Here is a 17,684-nt window from a genome sequence, read left to right on the forward strand (position 1 = left end):
TAGGCCATGCCCTTGGGTGCTAACAATCAGTGGGCGACTGTCACTGATTGAAGTTTCGCTTTATTTAAAGAGAGGGGTGGGAGATTTGAAAAAAATCTTAGTAACAGGAGCCCTAGGTCAGATTGGTTCTGAGTTAGTGGTAAAGTTGCGTCAACAGTATGGAACAGAAAATGTGATTGCATCAGATATTCGAAAAACCGATAGTGGGGTAGTCAAAGAAGGTCCTTTCGAAATTATTGATGTAACAAAAGACGGTGCCATTTATGAGGCCGCAAAAAAATATAATGTAGATACAATTATGCATTTGGCAGCTCTTCTATCCGCAACTGCCGAAAAAAGCCCTTTAGTTGCATGGAATGTTAATATGGGTGGACTTGTTCAAGCTTTAGAAACGGCAAGAGAGCTGAATACTCAATTTTTTACACCAAGTTCCATTGGTGCTTTTGGGCCAAGTACACCAAAAGTCAATACACCACAGGATACCATTCAGCGCCCAACCACCATGTATGGAGTAAATAAAGTATCAGGAGAGCTCTTGTGCGATTATTATTACAATAAGTTTGGTGTGGATACAAGGGGAGTAAGGTTTCCAGGATTAATTTCCTACGTAACACCTCCAGGGGGAGGAACCACCGACTATGCCGTTGATATATACTACAAGGCGGTAAACGAGGGTAAATATACTTCTTACATTGATAAAGGGACCTTTATGGATATGATGTATATGCCTGATGCATTAAATGCGATCATTCATCTTATGGAGGCTGACCCCTCTAAACTTATTCACCGAAACGCATTTAATATTACTAGCATGAGCGTGGATCCTGAGAGCATTGCAACATCGATCCGTCAGCATATCCCTTCTTTTAAACTAGACTACGACGTTGATCCTATTCGCCAAAAAATTGCGGAAAGCTGGCCAGATTCTATTGATTCTACTGCTGCCTTTGAAGAGTGGGGATTTAAACCACATTATGACCTTGATAAAATGACAGCTGATATGCTAAGTAAGTTAAAAATCAAAATGGAAGCATAAATATAGTGTTGCACCCCGAGAGTTGGATTGAAATCTGACTTTTGGGGTATTTCTTTTTTTATGAGAGGGAAATAACTCCTCTTGCGTACATTAAATACTTACCTAACCAACTTTTTTGTTCAAATGTTATAATAAATAGATAATAGTACGAAAAGTGGTGAGAGCAATGTCGAGATGGTATCCCAAAAATGGACGAGTCATTTTGCATGTGGATATGAATAGTTTTTATGCATCAGTAGAAATGGCTTATGATCCTACTCTAAAAGGGAAGTCGCTCGCTATTGCTGGAAACCCAGAAGAAAGACGTGGGATTATCGTGACAAGTAGCTATGAAGCACGAGCCAAAGGTGTAAAAACAACCATGCCATTATGGGAAGCTAAAAAACTATGTCCAGAGCTTATAGTCATGCGTCCGAATTTCCAAAGATATAGAGAAGCATCTAGACAAATGTTTTCCATTCTTTCAGAAGTGACCCCACAGGTTCAACCTGTCTCCATTGATGAAGGTTATATGGATATAACAGATTGTGAGGAACAAGGATCCCCTCTTGAGATAGCCAAAAATATTCAACAACGAATATTGTGTGAGTTGGATTTGCCATGTAGCATTGGGATAGCTCCTAACAAGTTTCTTGCTAAGATGGCGTCTGACATGAAGAAGCCGATGGGATTAACAGTTCTCAGAAAACGAGACATCCCAGAAAAGCTGTGGCCAATGCCAGTTCATGAAATGTATGGAGTTGGGAAGCAAACCGCTAAAAAGCTGGAACCTTTGAGTATATTTACAATAGGTGATCTTGCAAAATCGGATGTTTTAACTTTAAAACATGTTTTAGGAATTAATGGAGAAAGACTCAAAAATCGTGCCAACGGAATTGATCCACGTCCAGTTGATCCTGATGCGGTTCATGATTTTAAAAGCATTGGGAATTCAGAAACATTACCTGAGGATACAACGGATGAAAAGCGTATTGAACAACTCTTTCTTAAACTTATTAAGAAAGTGGAGCAAAGAATGGATAGAAAGCAAGTATTTGCACAAAATCTTCAAATCACGATTCGCTACCATGACCGAAAAACTGTGACACGCAGTAAACAACTAAATGCTTTTGTTCATCGAGCAGATGAAATATTCCCGATTGTAAAACAATTATTCGAAGATCATTGGAACGGTGAACCTGTGCGTTTACTAGGGGTTACTGCTCAACATTTAATTGAAAAACAAGAAGCTGTACAACAGTTGGATCTTTTTTCTTACCAAGATTTTGCGAAAAAAGAGAAACTATATGAAGCTATGGACCATTTGACAGAAAGGTATGGGAAAGAGATTTTCAAACCATTTAAGGACAAAAAGTATGAGGATAGTACACCTACCACTAGTTTTCAGAAAGATTTTTTAGATGATTTTAAAACATAAAAAGAGACAATTTGTTCGGGACTCCGAAAGATTGTCTCTTTTTGATTTTTAGCTTATGGGCGCATGAGCTTTTTGATTAGTTTTATCCCTTGCTTATTCCCTGGATAGCGAAATGGGAAATCAAATTTAGTCGTTTGATGTACAACACTCTTCTGATGTGTAAAGGTATCAAAGCTTGCTTTTCCATGATAGGCGCCCGTTCCACTTTGACCAACACCACCAAAAGGTAGGTAAGGATTAGCAATATGGAATAGAGCATCATTTATACATCCTCCACCAAAGGTAAGCTGAGTAAGTATTTTCTCTTGTTTTTCCTTTGACTCAGAAAAATAATAAAGTGCTAGTGGTTTTTCATGGTTACGGACTTGCTCTATTACTGTCTCTATAGATGTAAATGTGAGAACAGGTAAAAGGGGACCAAATATTTCTTCTTGCATAACAGGGTCATCCCAGCCTATATCTCCAAGGAAGGTTGGCTCAATGATTAATTCTTTATCCTCACTATTCCCACCAAATAGAACTTTAGCATGTAAGAGAAAGCTTTTTAAACGTTCATAGTGGCCATCACTAACGATTCGACCATAATCTGGATTTTTTAGTGCATTCCCGTATAAATCTTCCGTCGATTTTTTAAGTAAATCGATAAACTGTTCTTTGACCTTCTCATGAACAAATAAGTAGTCAGGAGCTATGCAGGTTTGTCCTGCATTAGTGAATTTGGCCCAGGCAATCCGTTTTGCAGCTATTTCGAGGTTTGCATCATGATCTACAATTGTAGGGCTTTTTCCTCCAAGTTCTAGTGTGTGTGGTGTAAGGTATTTGCTTGCTTTCTCCATAACAATTTTTCCTACTCGGACACTCCCTGTAAAAAAGATATAATCTACTCTTGAGGAGAGAAGCTCTTGTGTTTCCTTTACTGCCCCTTCAACAACAGTAAAATATTCCTCATTAAAATATTGCGCAACCAATTCTGCCAACAAGCGGGAAACATTAGGAGTAAGTTCAGAAGGCTTTAATATGACACAGTTTCCCGCTGCAATAGCACCAATGACAGGTGCCAACGCAAGCTGAAAGGGGTAATTCCATGGTGCAATGACTAATGCAACCCCATAAGGGTCTTTATAAATTCTGCTTTTTGCACCTTTATGGGTAATTGGATTGGTTACCTTTTCAGGCTCCATCCAGGATCTTAATTTTTTCCTTACTTCTTTTAGTTCCATATACAGAAATCCAATTTCTGTCGTGAACGCTTCAAATTCGGACTTGTTTAAATCTTTTTTTAGCGCCTCCATGATCTTTGCTTCATTGTTTGCAATCATATCTTTCAGCTTGTCTAATTGCTGTAAGCGAAAATCCAGAGTTTTGGTTTTTTCACTATAAAAAAATCGCTTTTGCCTCTCTAACAACTCATTTACATTCTTCATGTTTTTCGCTCCTTCCTATAGGAATCGATTCTTCGTAGAAATCATAGGTGACTTTTGAATTTGGAAATATTAGTTGAGCTTCTTTTTCTAACTGTTGAATTTCAAGATCTTGTACATATCTAGAGGAAATGTGATTTAATAATAATCTCTTTACATGACTTGAAGAGGCAAGTTCTGCCGCCTGTTTTACAGTGGAATGGAAATATTGGTGAGCAATCTCAACATCATCAGGTGAAAATGTCGCTTCATGAACAAGTAAATCTGAATTTTCAACAAATGATTGTTGTCGAAAAGGGAAGCGAGTATCCCCTAAAATGGAGATGATTCTTCCTTTTTTCTTCGGACCAACGAATTCGGATTGCTTTAGAATGGTCCCGTCATCGAGTTCAATGGTTTCTTGTTCTTTTATCTGCCTATAAATAGGTCCGGGTTGAATTCCAATGGCTTTCAACTTTTCTGGTATCAATTCACCTGGTCGGTCTTTTTCTTCTATTCGATATCCAAAGCATGGGACACCGTGTGAAAGTCTTTTAGAAAAAACCATGATCTGATCGTCTTCAAAAAGCAAACCATCCTCTATTATTTCTACAAAATGTAATGGATAGGAGAGGTGTGTCCCGCTTAAGGATAACGACGTTTCAACATATTCTTTTATCCCTTTAGGTCCATAAATAGTCAATGGAGAAGATTCTCCACCTTGAAAAGATCGACTACTTAAGAAACCAGGCAGACCAAAGATATGGTCACCATGCATATGTGTAACCCATATTTTTTCGATTTTTCCAGGACGAATAGATGTATGTAGCATTTGGTGCTGTGTAGCCTCTCCACAGTCAAACATCCATGAGGCTTGTCTCACCTGAGGCATTTCAAGAACAAGGGAAGAGACATTCCGTTGTTTGGAAGGTAGCCCTGCACCTGTTCCAAGAAAAACGATTTTCATATTTTCACCTTCTTCCTGTTGCTATTGTAATCATAGCAGTTCTTTGGGATGCGGAAAAGGAAATGAGTATTCTAGGACACATATATGGCAATTTTGTATCTGGATAATTTGTGACAGTCACAAAATTTTCACCATTTCCTATATGGAAAACCGTAGTAAATAAGTTATACTAAAACCAACTAAACCAAACTCAACCAAACTAAAACTAACTGAAAGGTGGTGGAGAAGATGAGTCAGACCTTCTATACTCCAGAAGAAGTAGCAAGTCTTTTAAAATTATCAAAGTATACGATCTATGAAATGATTAAGAGAAATGAAATAAAGGCCTCCCGTGTTGGAAGAAGATTAAGGATTGATCAAAAGGATCTGGACACCTACTTACATCAAGGTGAGCAGAAAGCAGTCATCAGTCATAGTGTATTAGAACCCATTGTGTTTATAGGTAGCCATGATCCGGTTATGGCAAATTTTATAGAAGGATTAAAGCCTAAGATCACGATATTCCCTTCCTATGTTGGTAGTTTAGAAGGATTGATGGCACTATATTATGAAAAAAGTGATATTGCTGGGTGTCACTTATTTGATTCAGAAACAGAAACGTATAATATTCCCTACATAAAAAGACTCTTTCCAGGTGAACAATTATTTACGTTTACATTTATGGAAAGAACCATTGGATGGGGATATAAGAAGGACAGTGGAGTCGATCCATCTGATTGGTCGCTACTGAAAAACCACCTTTCTTTAGCTAATCGCCAAAGAGGTTCAGGGACTAGAGTGGTATTAGACTATTATCTAAGGAAACATGGGATTAATCCAAATCTAGTAAAAGGTTATAAAGATGAATGTAGTACACATGACGAGACAGCTTCGCAGGTTCATCTTGGGAAAAAGGATTTAGGTCTATTGACAGAAGATACTGCGAAAAAATGGGATTTATCTTTTTATCCTTTAAAAAAGGAACCATACCAGTGGGTTATGAGAGAAGAGTTTGTGGAGAGTGCAGCATGTCAACGACTTGATGATGTATTTAAAGATCCTCTATTCATGGAGGATATTCAAAGATTGGGGATCAATCCTTTTTCTTTAGACTCGATTCAAAAAATTAGGGGGTAACAAAAAATGAAGAAAATTCTGTATGTATTCATGTTATTATTGTTTGCAGTAGGTCTTGTAGCTTGTTCAGATAGTGATGCACAAGGCAGTGAAAATGTAAGTAATGAAACACAAGAAAATGATGCAAATAGTAAAGAGGAAAATAGAAATGCCAATGCATCAGAAGATGACTTTTTTATTTTAGCAACAACTACTAGTACACAAGATTCAGGACTATTAGATGTTCTTGTTCCTATGTTCGAGGAAGAAACGGGATACCAAGTAAAAACTATTGCTGTCGGAACTGGTAAAGCATTAGATATGGGTAAAAACGGAGAAGCAGATGCTCTACTAACACATGCTCCAGCTTCTGAACAGGAGTTAGTAGATGGTGGACAGGCAATCAATTATCAACTTGTTATGCATAACGACTTTGTCATAGTCGGTCCAAAAGCCGACCCATTAGGAATAAAAGAATTAGATTCACTTAAAGATGTTTTTACAACTTTCGCTTCTTCTGAAGAAGGTATTTTTGTATCCCGTGGAGATGATTCTGGAACACATAAAATGGAGCTTTCTCTGTGGGAATTAGCTGGAGTGGAAATACCAACAGGACAAACGTATCAAGAGACAGGGTCAGGTATGGGAGACACTTTAAAAGTAGCTGATCAAAAAGCTGGATATACAATGACTGACCGTGCTACTTATCTAGCTCTCCAGAGTGAGATGGATCTTGAAATCGTTTTTGAAGGAGCCGATGAATTATTTAATATTTATCATGTGATGCAGGTTAACCCTGAACTTAATGATAAAATTAAAGCTGAGCCAGCAGAAACTTTCGTTGACTTTATGATTAGAGAAGATGTTCAAGAGGTTATTAGGGAATTTGGTAAAGAAAAATATGGTCAACCATTGTTCTTCCCAGATGCTAACTAACTACTAAATATTTAGGTGATGTCCATGGATTACATTGTAGAAGGAATACTAGAAGCCATACGTCTTCTTATAACGGGAGATCCAGAAATCTATCAAATTACTTGGCTAACATTAAAAGTTTCAGGTATTGCTACGCTTATTTCTCTTTTGATTGGAGTTCCTTCTGGGTTGGTACTAGCCTGGGTTCAGTTTCCTGGAAGAAAAATCATTATGAGTATCGTCAATATGGCTATGGGATTTCCTCCTGTTGTAGTAGGTCTATGGGTCTTTATTTTACTAGCCAGAAACGGTCCTTTAGGCTTTATGGAACTACTTTTCACACCAACAGCCATCATCATTGCCCAGGCAATTATAGCTTCACCAGTAATTATGGGATTGACTGCTGCTGCCATGATGAGCATTGATAAGGAAATGCGATATCAAGTGAAAGCATTAGGAGCTAGTAAGCTACAAGGAATTTGGCTTCTACTAAAAGAAGCACGTTTTTCTATACTAGCAGCAATCATCGCTGGATTTGGAGCAGTTATATCTGAAGTGGGAGCCTCCATGATGGTTGGGGGAAACATTAAGGGGTACACCCGAGTGTTAACTACTGCTACTGTTATGGAAACTTCTAAAGGGAATACTGCCCTTGCAATAGGAATTTCTGTAATCCTATTAACCATAACGTATTTGATAACATCTGGATTAACAGCTTTACAACAACGCGGAGGACAAAATCGATGAATCACTCTACAATCATTCGTGGGAAAAACCTAGTGCAACAAAAAGGAAATCAAACCTTATTAGAAGTAAGGGACATACAAATTTATTCCGGAGAAGTACTGGGATGTATTGGTCCCAATGGAGCAGGGAAAAGCACCTTATTGAAGATGCTCTCTCTCCTTGAAAAACCATACTCGGGTGAAATTAGTTTTAAAGGAAATACGGTATACCCTGGTGGAATGGAGCAACAACTGCGTAGAGAAATATCTGTTGTCTTCCAGTCCGCTCAAATGTTTGATATGTCTGTGGAGAAGAATATAGGATTAGGCCTATCTTTTCGCCAAGAAAAAAAATCTTTTCTTAGAGAACAGGTAGCCTATTGGATGGAAATCTTTCAAATAGCACATTTAGCTAAAAAGAATGCTAGAGCCCTATCAGGTGGAGAAAAACAGAGAGTTGCCTTAGCCAGAGCTCTAGTCTATCAACCATCGATTCTATTCTTGGATGAACCCTTTTCTGCATTAGACTTACCTACGAAAAGAAAACTTATCCATGATGTGAAAAAGGTTATAGACGAAGAAAATATTACCGTTTTTTTTATTAGTCACGATTACCAGGAGATTGAGTTTCTTTGCGACCATGTCATGATCATAGATAAGAAACAAAACTTCCCAAAATGTAAACCTAGCGAAATATTAAGTATCGAACTTCCTCCCGATACCAAACAGTTCATAAAAGAATGGACTCGTCCATTAAAAGAAAATATTTAATTTCCTTTTTTAAAATGTGGTGCTTAAGAATTCTTAAGCACCATTCTTTCTTTTCATCGATTTTTGTCTAGGAACTATTGTATAATGGAAATAGTTTTATTTTTACGGAACATAGAATGTAAATAAGGAAGGTAATTATGCCAGATCAAAATATTACACGATTACATATCAATCAGAAGGAAATTATTTTAGTCGGGACCGCTCATGTATCAAAAAAAAGTGCGGAACAAGTGAAAGAGGTTATAGATGCTGAGAGACCAGACTCCGTATGTGTTGAACTTGACCAACAACGATTTCAGTCTTTACAAAGCGGTAACAAGTGGAAGGACATGGATATCTTTCGGGTCATTAAAGAAAAGAAATCTACCTTGCTTCTAATGAATTTAGTGGTTTCTTCTTTTCAAAAAAGAATGGCTAAGCAACTGGGGATTAAAGCAGGGCAAGAAATGATGCAAGGGATCGAGTCTGCGAAGGAAGTAGGAGCGGAACTAGTATTAGCTGATAGGGATATACAAATCACTTTTTCCCGGATTTGGCATGGCGTAGGAACAATGGGAAAGTTCAAGCTTCTCTTAAGCCTCATATACAGTATTTTTGATAAAGAGACGATTTCTGAGGAAGATTTGGAAAAAATGAAATCTGAAGATATGCTTTCTTCTATGCTACAGGAAATTACAGTGGCTTTTCCAAAGTTAAAACATCACTTAGTTGATGAAAGAGATCAATATTTAGCACAAAAAATAAAAGAAGCCCCAGGGAATAAAGTGGTAGCAGTATTGGGTGCAGCCCATATTCCGGGAATCTCCAAGGAAATTTATAAAGATCATGATTTGTCTAAGATTACAGAAAAACCACCTAAATCAAAAGTACCTAAGATTATTGGTTGGTCGATACCGATAATAATTATAAGTATCATTTTGTATACCCTTGTCACTAATCCTTCTGCTGGTTTAGCACAAACCCTAAGCTGGATCATTTGGAATGGAACGTTATCGGCCATTGGATCAGCCATTGCTTTTGCTCATCCTTTAGCTATTTTAACCGCATTTATAGTTGCCCCCATAACATCCCTTAATCCACTAATGGCAGCTGGGTGGTTTGCAGGTTTAGTACAAGCATATTTCAAACGTCCCAATGTTACGGATTTTGAAAATTTAGCAGAAGATGTTTATTCTGTTAAAGGATTCTGGAATAACAGAGTGACAAGAATCCTTCTAGTGGTTGTGTTTGCGAACTTAGGAAGCACATTAGGAACTGTAATAGGAGGAGCAGATGTTGTGCGTTTGTTCTTAGAAAATCTATAAATATCTGTGAGTGCCATCACGCATAAAAAAGGATGATTCCCCCAAATGGAGGAATCATCTTTTATCTCGCATGAACGGGTAGTATACCCCCACCTCAAGTCTTAATTAAGTGAAACGAAAAGAGTAGGTGGGAATAAACTCTCCTAAAAATAAAACATTAAATTTTTCATCTTGTTGGTGAAGCTTGCTTTCATGGTTGGCTGCACGCAAATGTCCGATTGGTTCAAGGACCTTTAGGTCATACCCTTGAGTGCTAACAATCAGTGGGGAGGCCACTGATTGAAGGTTCACTTTATTTTGCAAGTTTGGTAAAACTTTTAACCATTAGTTCCATCCACGTTCGTATTGTTTTGGGCTTTCTATAGGGTATCCAAGTTCTTTTGCGGCTCTTCTTGGCCAATAAGGATCGCGAAGAAGTTCACGGGCTAAGAAAACGAGATCTGCCCGCTCATTTTGAACAATTTCTTCAGCATGAAGAGGACTTGTAATTAGTCCTACAGCCCCTGTTGGAATCCCGGCCTTATGTTTAATTTGTTCAGCATATGGAACTTGGTAACCAGGAAATGATGGGACTCCTACAGGTATAACACCACCTGTACTACAATCAATTAAAGAAACTCCTTGCTCCTTCATCCATTCTGCTATCTGATAAAAGTCTTCCATTTTATTGCCATCTGCATCATATTCGTTGGCGGAAATTCTGACAAAGATGGGACCATCAAATTCTTCTTTAACTCCATCAATGATTTCTTTTAACAGGCGATAACGGTTTTCTAAGGATCCACCATATTCGTCTGACCGCTTATTTGTCAGAGGTGACAGAAACTGATTGACTAGATAACCATGTGCTCCATGAATTTCAATAACATCAAACCCAATAGTTGCGGCTCTCTTTGCAGCATCTTTAAAAGCTGAAACCGTTCTTTGAATATCAGATATGGTCATCTGTTTCGGAATCTTCATTTGCTCATTAAATGGAATGGAACTAGGTGCAAAAATATCTTCATTCACTCTTGCTTTTCTGCCCGCATGCCCTAATTGAATTCCGATTTTAGCATCATGACAATGGACTCGTTCCGCCAGAAATTTCAACCCCTCTAGTTGATGGTCTGACCATATTCCAAGATCCTTCGTTGAAATCCTCCCTTCTGGTTGAACAGCAGTTGCTTCCACAATGATAAGACCTACCTGCCCTATGGCACGAGATTCATAGTGGGTCATATGAAACGGTTGGACAGTGCCATCCTCAGGAGTACACGAATACATACACATAGGAGCCATAACAATTCGATTTTTAAGTAGTAGCTGATTTATAGAGTAGGGTTCAAATAATTTTACGTTCAATTTCGTCGTCTCCTTTTACAAAAATCATGTATGTGAATAGTGTAACTTTAGTGCAGTGCAAGTATCCAATATTTTGCTTACGAATGATTCGTTTCCTCCACTATTTTTTTGTATTCCAAGGCAAGTGCAGGCAGATCCGTAAATATTCCTGTCACACCTAAGTGAAAGCATCTAATCATATGAGCAGGATTGTTTACTGTGTATATTCTGAGTGGTATTTTATGACTCTTACAAGCTTTTACTAGTGATTCTGAAAGGTTTCTGTATTTCGTATGAAACGCACGAGAGCCAATTTTATGAAGGGTGGAATCTAAATTTTTGAGTTTTTGTTTAGTTAGTAAGGCTGTTTCAAGGCGGGGATCTAAATGATGTAACCTCTTAATAGTATTTGGATTAAAACTAGAGCAAACCGTACGATTGAACATATCGTAGTGATTAATCCTGTCTAGCACAATTTCTTCTATTCCTTCATATTCAAGAACATTCGTCTTTAATTCTATATTGATCAATAAGGATTTGTGTTGGGCCCATTCCAAGAAGGAATCTAATGTTATAATGGAGGCACCTTTATATTTAGAAGAATGCCAAGATCCAAAATCAAGCTGGGACAATTCTTGATACGTAAAATCTTTAACATACCCCTTATAATTACTAGTTCTATTAATTTTTTCATCATGGATTAGAACCGGGACTCGGTCCTTAGTTAATTGGACGTCCGTCTCAATACCTTGAGCACCTTGCTCGTAACCTAGCTCAAAGGCAGGCATTGTGTTTTCGGGAGCTTCTTTACTTGCTCCACGATGGGCAAAAATGATTGTTTTCATGAAAATCCCCCTTTCTATGTAGCTTACCTGTACTGATTGTGGGGAAAAGTGGAATAAAAGTCAAATGTAATGGAGGGTTTCTATGAAATGGCAATCAAAAGAACAAATGTTGGATTTGTTATGTTCCTTAGTTGAGATTCCTAGTGTCACAAATTCAGGGGCGGAGCTAACTCTGGTTGAATATCTCTATTACCAACTCATTGATGAATCGTATTTCAAGGGTAATCCCGACCACTTACAATTACATCCCTTAGAAGATGGACGACATCTGCTTACTGCACTTGTTAAAAACAATCCAAACAAAGAAACCATTGTATTACTCAGCCATTTTGATGTGGTTGGAGTTGAAGATTATGGCTCATGGAAAAATTTAGCCTTTCATCCAAAGTCCCTAACCCAAGAGCTCCTTCATTTTAAAGAAGTTCTCCCATCTCAAGCAAGAGAAGACTTGGAAAGTGGAAATTGGTTATTTGGGCGTGGGACTATGGATATGAAAGCAGGACTCACTATTCATCTCTCTATTTTAGAACGAGCAATGAATGGAGAATTTGACGGGAATATATTGCTTTTAACAGTCCCAGACGAGGAAGTTAATTCTCTTGGTATGTTAACTGCTCTTCCCGCGTTAAAGAGTATTGCAGAAAAGGAAAAATTGAATTTACGTGCTTGTATTAATGGAGAACCAATGTTTAGTCAATATCCTGGTGACCACCATTATTATTTATATACAGGATCCATCGGAAAGGTTCTTCCTGGATTCTATTGTTACGGAAAAGAAACCCATGTAGGTGAACCATTTGCAGGGATGAATGCCAATTTAATGATCAGCTATTTATCTCAGTACATAGAACTGAGTGAAAATTTTGTGGAAGAAAATTATGGTGAAAAGACACCACCTCCCGTTAGTCTGATGCAACGGGATTTGAAGGAAGAGTATTCTGTTCAAACCCCCGTGGGAGCAGTTGCTATGTATAACATGTTTTATATGCAGCAATCCTTACAAGACCTTACCAATAAGTTACTAGAAGCAGCAAATCAAGCTAGCTTGGAAATAACCAAGCATTATCATTCCAAGGTTAAAGCCTTTCATCAAAATGAAAAAGGACTTGAGGCACCAAAAATGAATATAAAGGTGCTGTCTTATGAAGAACTATACAAGGAAACAATAAAACGGCATGGAGAAACAGAGGTGAAGCGACGTTTGTCCTTATTACAATCTCACCGCAACCATGGAGATCGGGACTTCTCGACTTTGCTTGTTCAAGAATTGTCCCATTTATGTAAGGATTTAGCACCAATGATCGTATTATTTTATAGTCCTCCTTTTTACCCTGCCGTTCATTCAGGGGAAGATCAATGGATTCAAGATATAGTTTCTGAAACAAAAATAAATGCAAGAAAGATGGGTAATTATCCATTAGAGGAAATTCACTATTTCCCTGGATTATCTGATTTAAGTTTTATTGGACCTAGCCTGGTAGAGGGAGGTTACAGATGTTTAACCGAAAATATGCCCCTCTATGGAAGAGGGTTTAAACTGCCAGAAAATATAACCGAAATGTTAACGATGCCTATTCTAAATATTGGTCCATTAGGAAGAGATCCACATCAGTGGACGGAAAGATTGGAAGTCAACTACAGTTTTGAGGTTGTTCCAGATCTACTTGCTAAAACGTTGAAGTATATGTTTGGAAACTAAATCCTCAGTTCTTACTGAGGATTTTTCTACAAATGACACAATTTCTCCACAAATGACAAATTGAAGAAAAAGAGGTACAATGAAATGAATGATTATTCATTTTATAGTTGTTATGGGGGAATAGGTAATGACAAAGGATATTTTACAGATGACAGTTCCTACTCCATTTGATGTTGGGGATGTTCATCTTTACCTTTTAAAGGGAGATGTACTCACACTCGTAGATGGAGGAGTAAAAACAAAGGAAGCATGGGATATACTCAAGGAACAGTTGAAGAAAAATCATATAGAGCCAAAGGACATAGAGCAAATTGTTCTTACACATCATCACCCAGATCACATAGGATTATTAGAACAGTTCGATCCGAAATATGGGATAGTAGGAGATCAACAAATTCAAAAGTGGTTGCGTAGAGAAGAAGAATATTTTCTAAGATATGAGGATTTTTTTAAAAACCTTTACTATCAAAGTGGGGTCCCTAAGGAATTTGAATCCTCTTTATCTACTCTAAGAGGTCCCTTAAAATATGTTGCTCGAGGAGAGTTATCTGGTGTATTAAAAGAAGGGGACACTCTTCCAGGACATGAAGCATGGAAGGTTATTGAGACAGCCGGTCATGCTCAAAGCCATCTATCTTTTTTTCGAGAAAGGGATGGAGCTTTTCTTTCTGGGGACCATATTCTTCCCCATATTTCTTCGAATCCTTTATTAGAACCACCGTTAAATGCTGGAGAGGAACGACCACGACCACTACTACAATACAGAGAGAATTTAAAAAAATGTATGGAGTTATCCATCAAAACGGTTTTACCAGGACATGGAGAAATATTTACACATCCTCAAAAATTGGTTGAAAGTCGGTTGCTTAAACAAGAAAAGCGTGCGATGCGTGTAAAAGAAATGTTAAAAAAAGGTCCGCAAACCGCATTTCAAATCTGTGTTCAACTGTTCCCCATGCATTATGAAAAGGAATTTGAGTTAACGATGTCAGAAACCATTGGTCAATTAGATTACCTGGAAAGTGAAAGATTAATATCATCTGAATATAAGGAGAACCATTTATATTATTACGAGAAGGAGAAAGAACAGTCCCAATGAGTAACCAACAGATAGCTGGGTTAAACGTTTTAATAACAGGAGGATCAACAGGAATTGGAGCAGAAATCGCACGAGAAGTAGCACGTCATGGTGGACATCCTATTTTGGTGGCTCGATCTGAATCTAAGCTTTTGACTTTAAAAGACAACATAGAAAAAGAATATAATCAAGAAGTTGATGTGTATCCTTGTGACCTCACTGATTCTAAAAAGTGGGAAGATACTTTGCACAAGATCGTCGAACAACATAAACCTATTCATGTTTTTATTAATAATGCTGGAATGGGTGTATTTGAATATGTGAAGGATATTACATCTGAGAACACTCGTAAAATGTTTGACTTAAATGTTTATTCTTTAATACAAGGTACGCAAATTATGGTTGGGCAAATGCTTTTACAAAAAGAGGGGCATATTATTAATATTGCTTCCCAGGCTGGAAAAATGGCAACTCCACGTTCAAGTGTTTATTCAGCAACGAAACATGCGGTGTTAGGTTTTACGAATGCTCTTCGATTGGAAATGCACCGTGAACCTATCCATGTGACGGCAGTCAATTTAGGACCCGTCGCGACTAACTTTTTTGATGAGGCGGATCCAAATGGGCGGTATCAAGAGGCGGTCAAAAGCTATATGCTTGATCCTGCAAAGGTTGCCCAAAAAGTTGTGAAGTCCATTTATACCAATAAACGTGAGATAAACATGCCAGGGTGGATGGAGGCAGGCAGTTTTATCTATCGAATGATGCCATCTTTGATGGAGAGGGTGCTAAGAAAGCAGTTTGAAAAGAAGTAGCTATCTTGGAGGAATCCTTTGTGGATAAAATCAATATTCTTTGGGATTTTGACGGAACTTTGTTTAATACATATCCAGCTTATACGAAGGCTATGAAACAAGTGTTAAAAGATGGGCAATACGTCCGTTAATGTTTTAGGAGAATGCAAGCCAGTACTTTGGTGGAAACTCTTTCCGAAAGGAAAGATAAGGGCATCAGAGAGAAGCTTGTTAGTATCCTAGAACCCCACTGCTTTAGCTGTGGGAGATCGTGAGTTAGATATCATCCCAGGCCTTGAGTTAGGATTCAAAACCTGTTTGTTTCAGAATAAGAAGATTATGAAGGCGGATTTTTATTTGAAGGATTATCGAGATTTTGAAGAAAAAGTGTTGAATAGATGGTAATAACGAAATTGCTTAGCTCATGTGTGGGCTAAGCAATTTCTTCTTGGACAAAATTCCCTCTTGAATAACAGAACATATATTCGCATAATATAGATAGAAACATCAAAGAGAAAGGAGGAATTTTTATGGAAGCTCCCGTCGACTATCGTTCGTTTCCTAATCGGAGAATTTTGTGTGTGGATATGAAAAGCTTCTATGCAAGCTGTGCGGCTATTTCTCGAGGACTAGATCCGCTAACCTGTTATTTGGCGGTGGTAGCAGATTTAAATCGGCCTGGAAGTGTTGTATTAGCTGCAACTCCTGCCTTAAAAAAGGATTATGGCATTCGTACCGGAAGCCGTCTATTTGAAATTCCATCCAGCCCGGGAATCGTAGTGGTCTCTGCTCAAATGAAAACTTATCTAGAGATTTCGGCCGAAATCACGAGACTATTTCATCGGTATGTACCTAAAGAAGCTATTCACACCTATAGTGTGGATGAAAGCTTTTTAGATGTAACAGGGACGGAGAGACTTTGGGGAGACACTGTAGAGGCAGCTAATCATATTCAAAAGGAAATTTTTGATGCTTTTCATCTCACAAGCGCGATTGGAATTGGTCCAAATATGTTAATGGCTAAACTTTGTCTGGATAATGAAGCAAAAAAGAAGGGAATTGCAGAATGGACTTATGAAGATGTTCCTGAAAAACTATGGGCTATCTCCCCCCTGCGTGATATGTGGGGGATTGGAAGCCGATTAGAGCAAAGATTAAATCGGATGGGAATTCAGACTGTTAAGCAACTAGCACACTATCCATTGGAACAGTTGGAAAAGGTTTTTGGTGTCATGGGGAATCAACTTTACTATCATGCATGGGGAGTCGATTTATCAGAGCTCGGGGCCCCTATTATGCAGGGACAAATTAGTTTTGGAAAGAGCCAAATATTAATGCGGGATTATCCAGATCCTGAAGAGGTTTGCCATGTCATTCTAGAGATGTGTGAAGAGGTTGCCCGTCGAGCAAGACATGCTAAAAAAGCAGGGAGAACCATTAGTTTAGGGATTGGGTATAGCAAAGAAAGTGGTGGAGGATTTCACCGTTCAAAAACAATTGACCCACCAACCAATATTACAATGGAAATTTATCAAGCTTGTCTAGACCTCTTTTCCACCTTCTATGATCAAAAAACAGTCCGAAAGATTTCGATTACGTTATCTAATGTTACGGATGATGAATCGGTACAATTGAGTCTATTTGATGTAGGGCGTGACAAGAAAAGAGATATTGGTTATGTGATGGATCAAATTCGTGATAAATATGGAAGCGAGTCTATTTTACGGGCTGTCTCTTATACCAAAGCAGGTACAGCAAAGCATCGTAGTAAGCTTGTGGGCGGACATTATGCTGAATAGCAAAAAAGAGAAAATCAGTTTGGGTGATCCCAAACTGATTACAAATTTTCCAAACGAGAAAGCCCACTCCTAAAGGAGTGGGAGGAGAGTGAGGTCAAATACGGAGTACCACATGTTAAACCGATGGTTTGTGGTGCTTTAAGTAGTTGAAGATTTCATTTTTTTACACATTTGTTTCAGTTTGTATTTAAAGTAGTGATAAAATAAATGTAGGAATGAATATAGAAGAACGGAAACCACTGTGTCCTTATTAAACTATCATTTTGTTTTCTGCCCTCGTTATAGAAGGAAGATTTTTCTGCAGGAAGATCCAGAAAAACGGTTTAAAGAATTGGTACAAGAAGTGTGGGAAGAATTCGAAATTCAAATTGTGGCTATCGAATGTGACAAGGACCATACCCATATTTTTTAAACGTGCCCCCAAAACGAAATCCTTCAGAGATCATGGCTAAAATGAAGGGATTCACTTCTAAAAAATAAGAGCGGAGTTCCCGCACCTTCAGCACTTGCCTAGCC

15 protein-coding genes and 2 pseudogenes are annotated in these 17,684 nt (G+C 38.1%); 13 read left to right on the forward strand and 4 right to left on the reverse strand.

The features are described from left to right. Positions 1 to 76: 76 nt before the first annotated feature. Complete coding sequence (locus tag RZN25_06715) at positions 77 to 1,036, forward strand: L-threonine 3-dehydrogenase (protein ID MEQ6376520.1); 960 nt, start codon at positions 77 to 79, stop codon at positions 1,034 to 1,036. Positions 1,037 to 1,202: 166 nt separating this feature from the next. Continuing rightward, positions 1,203 to 2,453, forward strand: a complete 1,251-nt coding sequence (locus RZN25_06720; GenBank protein MEQ6376521.1) for a DNA polymerase IV — start codon at positions 1,203 to 1,205, stop codon at positions 2,451 to 2,453. 53 nt (positions 2,454 to 2,506) lie between these two features. On the opposite strand, the gene RZN25_06725 is transcribed toward RZN25_06720, so the two are convergent. Continuing rightward, entirely contained in the window at positions 2,507 to 3,877 is a 1,371-nt protein-coding gene (locus tag RZN25_06725; GenBank protein MEQ6376522.1) for an aldehyde dehydrogenase, read from the reverse strand. After that, complete coding sequence (rnz, locus tag RZN25_06730; protein ID MEQ6376523.1) at positions 3,861 to 4,820, reverse strand: ribonuclease Z; 960 nt, start codon at positions 4,818 to 4,820, stop codon at positions 3,861 to 3,863. The genes RZN25_06725 and rnz overlap by 17 nt, the downstream gene beginning before the upstream one ends. 228 nt (positions 4,821 to 5,048) lie before the next feature. Here rnz and RZN25_06735 point away from each other — a divergent pair, with 228 nt between their 5' ends. The 5 genes from RZN25_06735 to RZN25_06755 all read left to right on the forward strand — a co-directional run bounded on the left by RZN25_06735 (position 5,049) and on the right by RZN25_06755 (position 9,630). After that, positions 5,049 to 5,936: a helix-turn-helix transcriptional regulator gene (locus RZN25_06735; GenBank protein MEQ6376524.1), complete on the forward strand. Its 888-nt coding sequence runs from the start codon at positions 5,049 to 5,051 to the stop codon at positions 5,934 to 5,936. Positions 5,937 to 5,942: 6 nt separating this feature from the next. Continuing rightward, complete coding sequence (locus RZN25_06740; protein MEQ6376525.1) at positions 5,943 to 6,851, forward strand: substrate-binding domain-containing protein; 909 nt, start codon at positions 5,943 to 5,945, stop codon at positions 6,849 to 6,851. 24 nt (positions 6,852 to 6,875) lie between these two features. Continuing rightward, positions 6,876 to 7,577, forward strand: coding sequence for an ABC transporter permease (locus RZN25_06745; GenBank protein ID MEQ6376526.1), 702 nt, complete (start codon positions 6,876 to 6,878; stop codon positions 7,575 to 7,577). Further along, on the forward strand, positions 7,574 to 8,326 hold the full coding sequence (locus RZN25_06750) for an ATP-binding cassette domain-containing protein (GenBank protein ID MEQ6376527.1): 753 nt from the start codon (positions 7,574 to 7,576) through the stop codon (positions 8,324 to 8,326). Before RZN25_06745 ends, RZN25_06750 begins: the two co-directional genes overlap by 4 nt. Before the next feature lie 137 nt (positions 8,327 to 8,463). Beyond that, on the forward strand, positions 8,464 to 9,630 hold the full coding sequence (locus tag RZN25_06755) for a TraB/GumN family protein (GenBank protein MEQ6376528.1): 1,167 nt from the start codon (positions 8,464 to 8,466) through the stop codon (positions 9,628 to 9,630). Between the two features lie 324 nt (positions 9,631 to 9,954). Here RZN25_06755 and namA read toward each other — a convergent pair whose 3' ends face one another. Both namA and RZN25_06765 read right to left on the reverse strand, forming a co-directional pair. Further along, the gene (gene namA, locus RZN25_06760; protein MEQ6376529.1) at positions 9,955 to 10,974 is read right to left on the reverse strand and encodes an NADPH dehydrogenase NamA; all 1,020 of its coding nucleotides are present in this window, start codon (positions 10,972 to 10,974) and stop codon (positions 9,955 to 9,957) included. A 77-nt stretch (positions 10,975 to 11,051) separates the two neighbouring features. Then, entirely contained in the window at positions 11,052 to 11,798 is a 747-nt protein-coding gene (locus RZN25_06765; protein ID MEQ6376530.1) for a glycerophosphodiester phosphodiesterase, read from the reverse strand. 82 nt (positions 11,799 to 11,880) lie between these two features. On the opposite strand from RZN25_06765, the gene RZN25_06770 reads away from it, so the two are divergent. The 6 genes and pseudogenes from RZN25_06770 to tnpA all read left to right on the forward strand — a co-directional run bounded on the left by RZN25_06770 (position 11,881) and on the right by tnpA (position 17,684). After that, on the forward strand, positions 11,881 to 13,497 hold the full coding sequence (locus tag RZN25_06770; GenBank protein MEQ6376531.1) for a M20/M25/M40 family metallo-hydrolase: 1,617 nt from the start codon (positions 11,881 to 11,883) through the stop codon (positions 13,495 to 13,497). A 127-nt stretch (positions 13,498 to 13,624) separates the two neighbouring features. Then, positions 13,625 to 14,596: an MBL fold metallo-hydrolase gene (locus tag RZN25_06775; GenBank protein ID MEQ6376532.1), complete on the forward strand. Its 972-nt coding sequence runs from the start codon at positions 13,625 to 13,627 to the stop codon at positions 14,594 to 14,596. Then, complete coding sequence (locus RZN25_06780; GenBank protein MEQ6376533.1) at positions 14,593 to 15,390, forward strand: SDR family oxidoreductase; 798 nt, start codon at positions 14,593 to 14,595, stop codon at positions 15,388 to 15,390. Before RZN25_06775 ends, RZN25_06780 begins: the two co-directional genes overlap by 4 nt. A gap of 29 nt (positions 15,391 to 15,419) precedes the next feature. Then, a pseudogene (locus RZN25_06785) lies at positions 15,420 to 15,503 on the forward strand (HAD family hydrolase). Positions 15,504 to 15,899: 396 nt separating this feature from the next. Beyond that, complete coding sequence (locus RZN25_06790; GenBank protein ID MEQ6376534.1) at positions 15,900 to 17,168, forward strand: UV damage repair protein UvrX; 1,269 nt, start codon at positions 15,900 to 15,902, stop codon at positions 17,166 to 17,168. 241 nt (positions 17,169 to 17,409) lie between these two features. Further along, a pseudogene (tnpA, locus tag RZN25_06795) lies at positions 17,410 to 17,684 on the forward strand (IS200/IS605 family transposase).

Source organism: Bacillaceae bacterium S4-13-56, assembly GCA_040191315.1.
Taxonomy (GTDB): domain Bacteria; phylum Bacillota; class Bacilli; order Bacillales; family JAWJLM01; genus JAWJLM01.

What these genes read in the sequence shown, in the direction of transcription:
- RZN25_06720 (MEQ6376521.1), top strand. Translation starts at nt 1,203, where the DNA reads ATGTCGAGATGGTATCCCAAAAATGGACGAGTCATTTTGCATGTGGAT.
- RZN25_06725 (MEQ6376522.1), bottom strand. Translation starts at nt 3,877, where the DNA reads ATGAAGAATGTAAATGAGTTGTTAGAGAGGCAAAAGCGATTTTTTTAT.
- rnz (MEQ6376523.1), bottom strand. Translation starts at nt 4,820, where the DNA reads ATGAAAATCGTTTTTCTTGGAACAGGTGCAGGGCTACCTTCCAAACAA.
- RZN25_06735 (MEQ6376524.1), top strand. Translation starts at nt 5,049, where the DNA reads ATGAGTCAGACCTTCTATACTCCAGAAGAAGTAGCAAGTCTTTTAAAA.
- RZN25_06740 (MEQ6376525.1), top strand. Translation starts at nt 5,943, where the DNA reads ATGAAGAAAATTCTGTATGTATTCATGTTATTATTGTTTGCAGTAGGT.
- RZN25_06745 (MEQ6376526.1), top strand. Translation starts at nt 6,876, where the DNA reads ATGGATTACATTGTAGAAGGAATACTAGAAGCCATACGTCTTCTTATA.
- RZN25_06750 (MEQ6376527.1), top strand. Translation starts at nt 7,574, where the DNA reads ATGAATCACTCTACAATCATTCGTGGGAAAAACCTAGTGCAACAAAAA.
- RZN25_06755 (MEQ6376528.1), top strand. Translation starts at nt 8,464, where the DNA reads ATGCCAGATCAAAATATTACACGATTACATATCAATCAGAAGGAAATT.
- RZN25_06765 (MEQ6376530.1), bottom strand. Translation starts at nt 11,798, where the DNA reads ATGAAAACAATCATTTTTGCCCATCGTGGAGCAAGTAAAGAAGCTCCC.
- RZN25_06770 (MEQ6376531.1), top strand. Translation starts at nt 11,881, where the DNA reads ATGAAATGGCAATCAAAAGAACAAATGTTGGATTTGTTATGTTCCTTA.
- RZN25_06775 (MEQ6376532.1), top strand. Translation starts at nt 13,625, where the DNA reads ATGACAAAGGATATTTTACAGATGACAGTTCCTACTCCATTTGATGTT.
- RZN25_06780 (MEQ6376533.1), top strand. Translation starts at nt 14,593, where the DNA reads ATGAGTAACCAACAGATAGCTGGGTTAAACGTTTTAATAACAGGAGGA.
- RZN25_06790 (MEQ6376534.1), top strand. Translation starts at nt 15,900, where the DNA reads ATGGAAGCTCCCGTCGACTATCGTTCGTTTCCTAATCGGAGAATTTTG.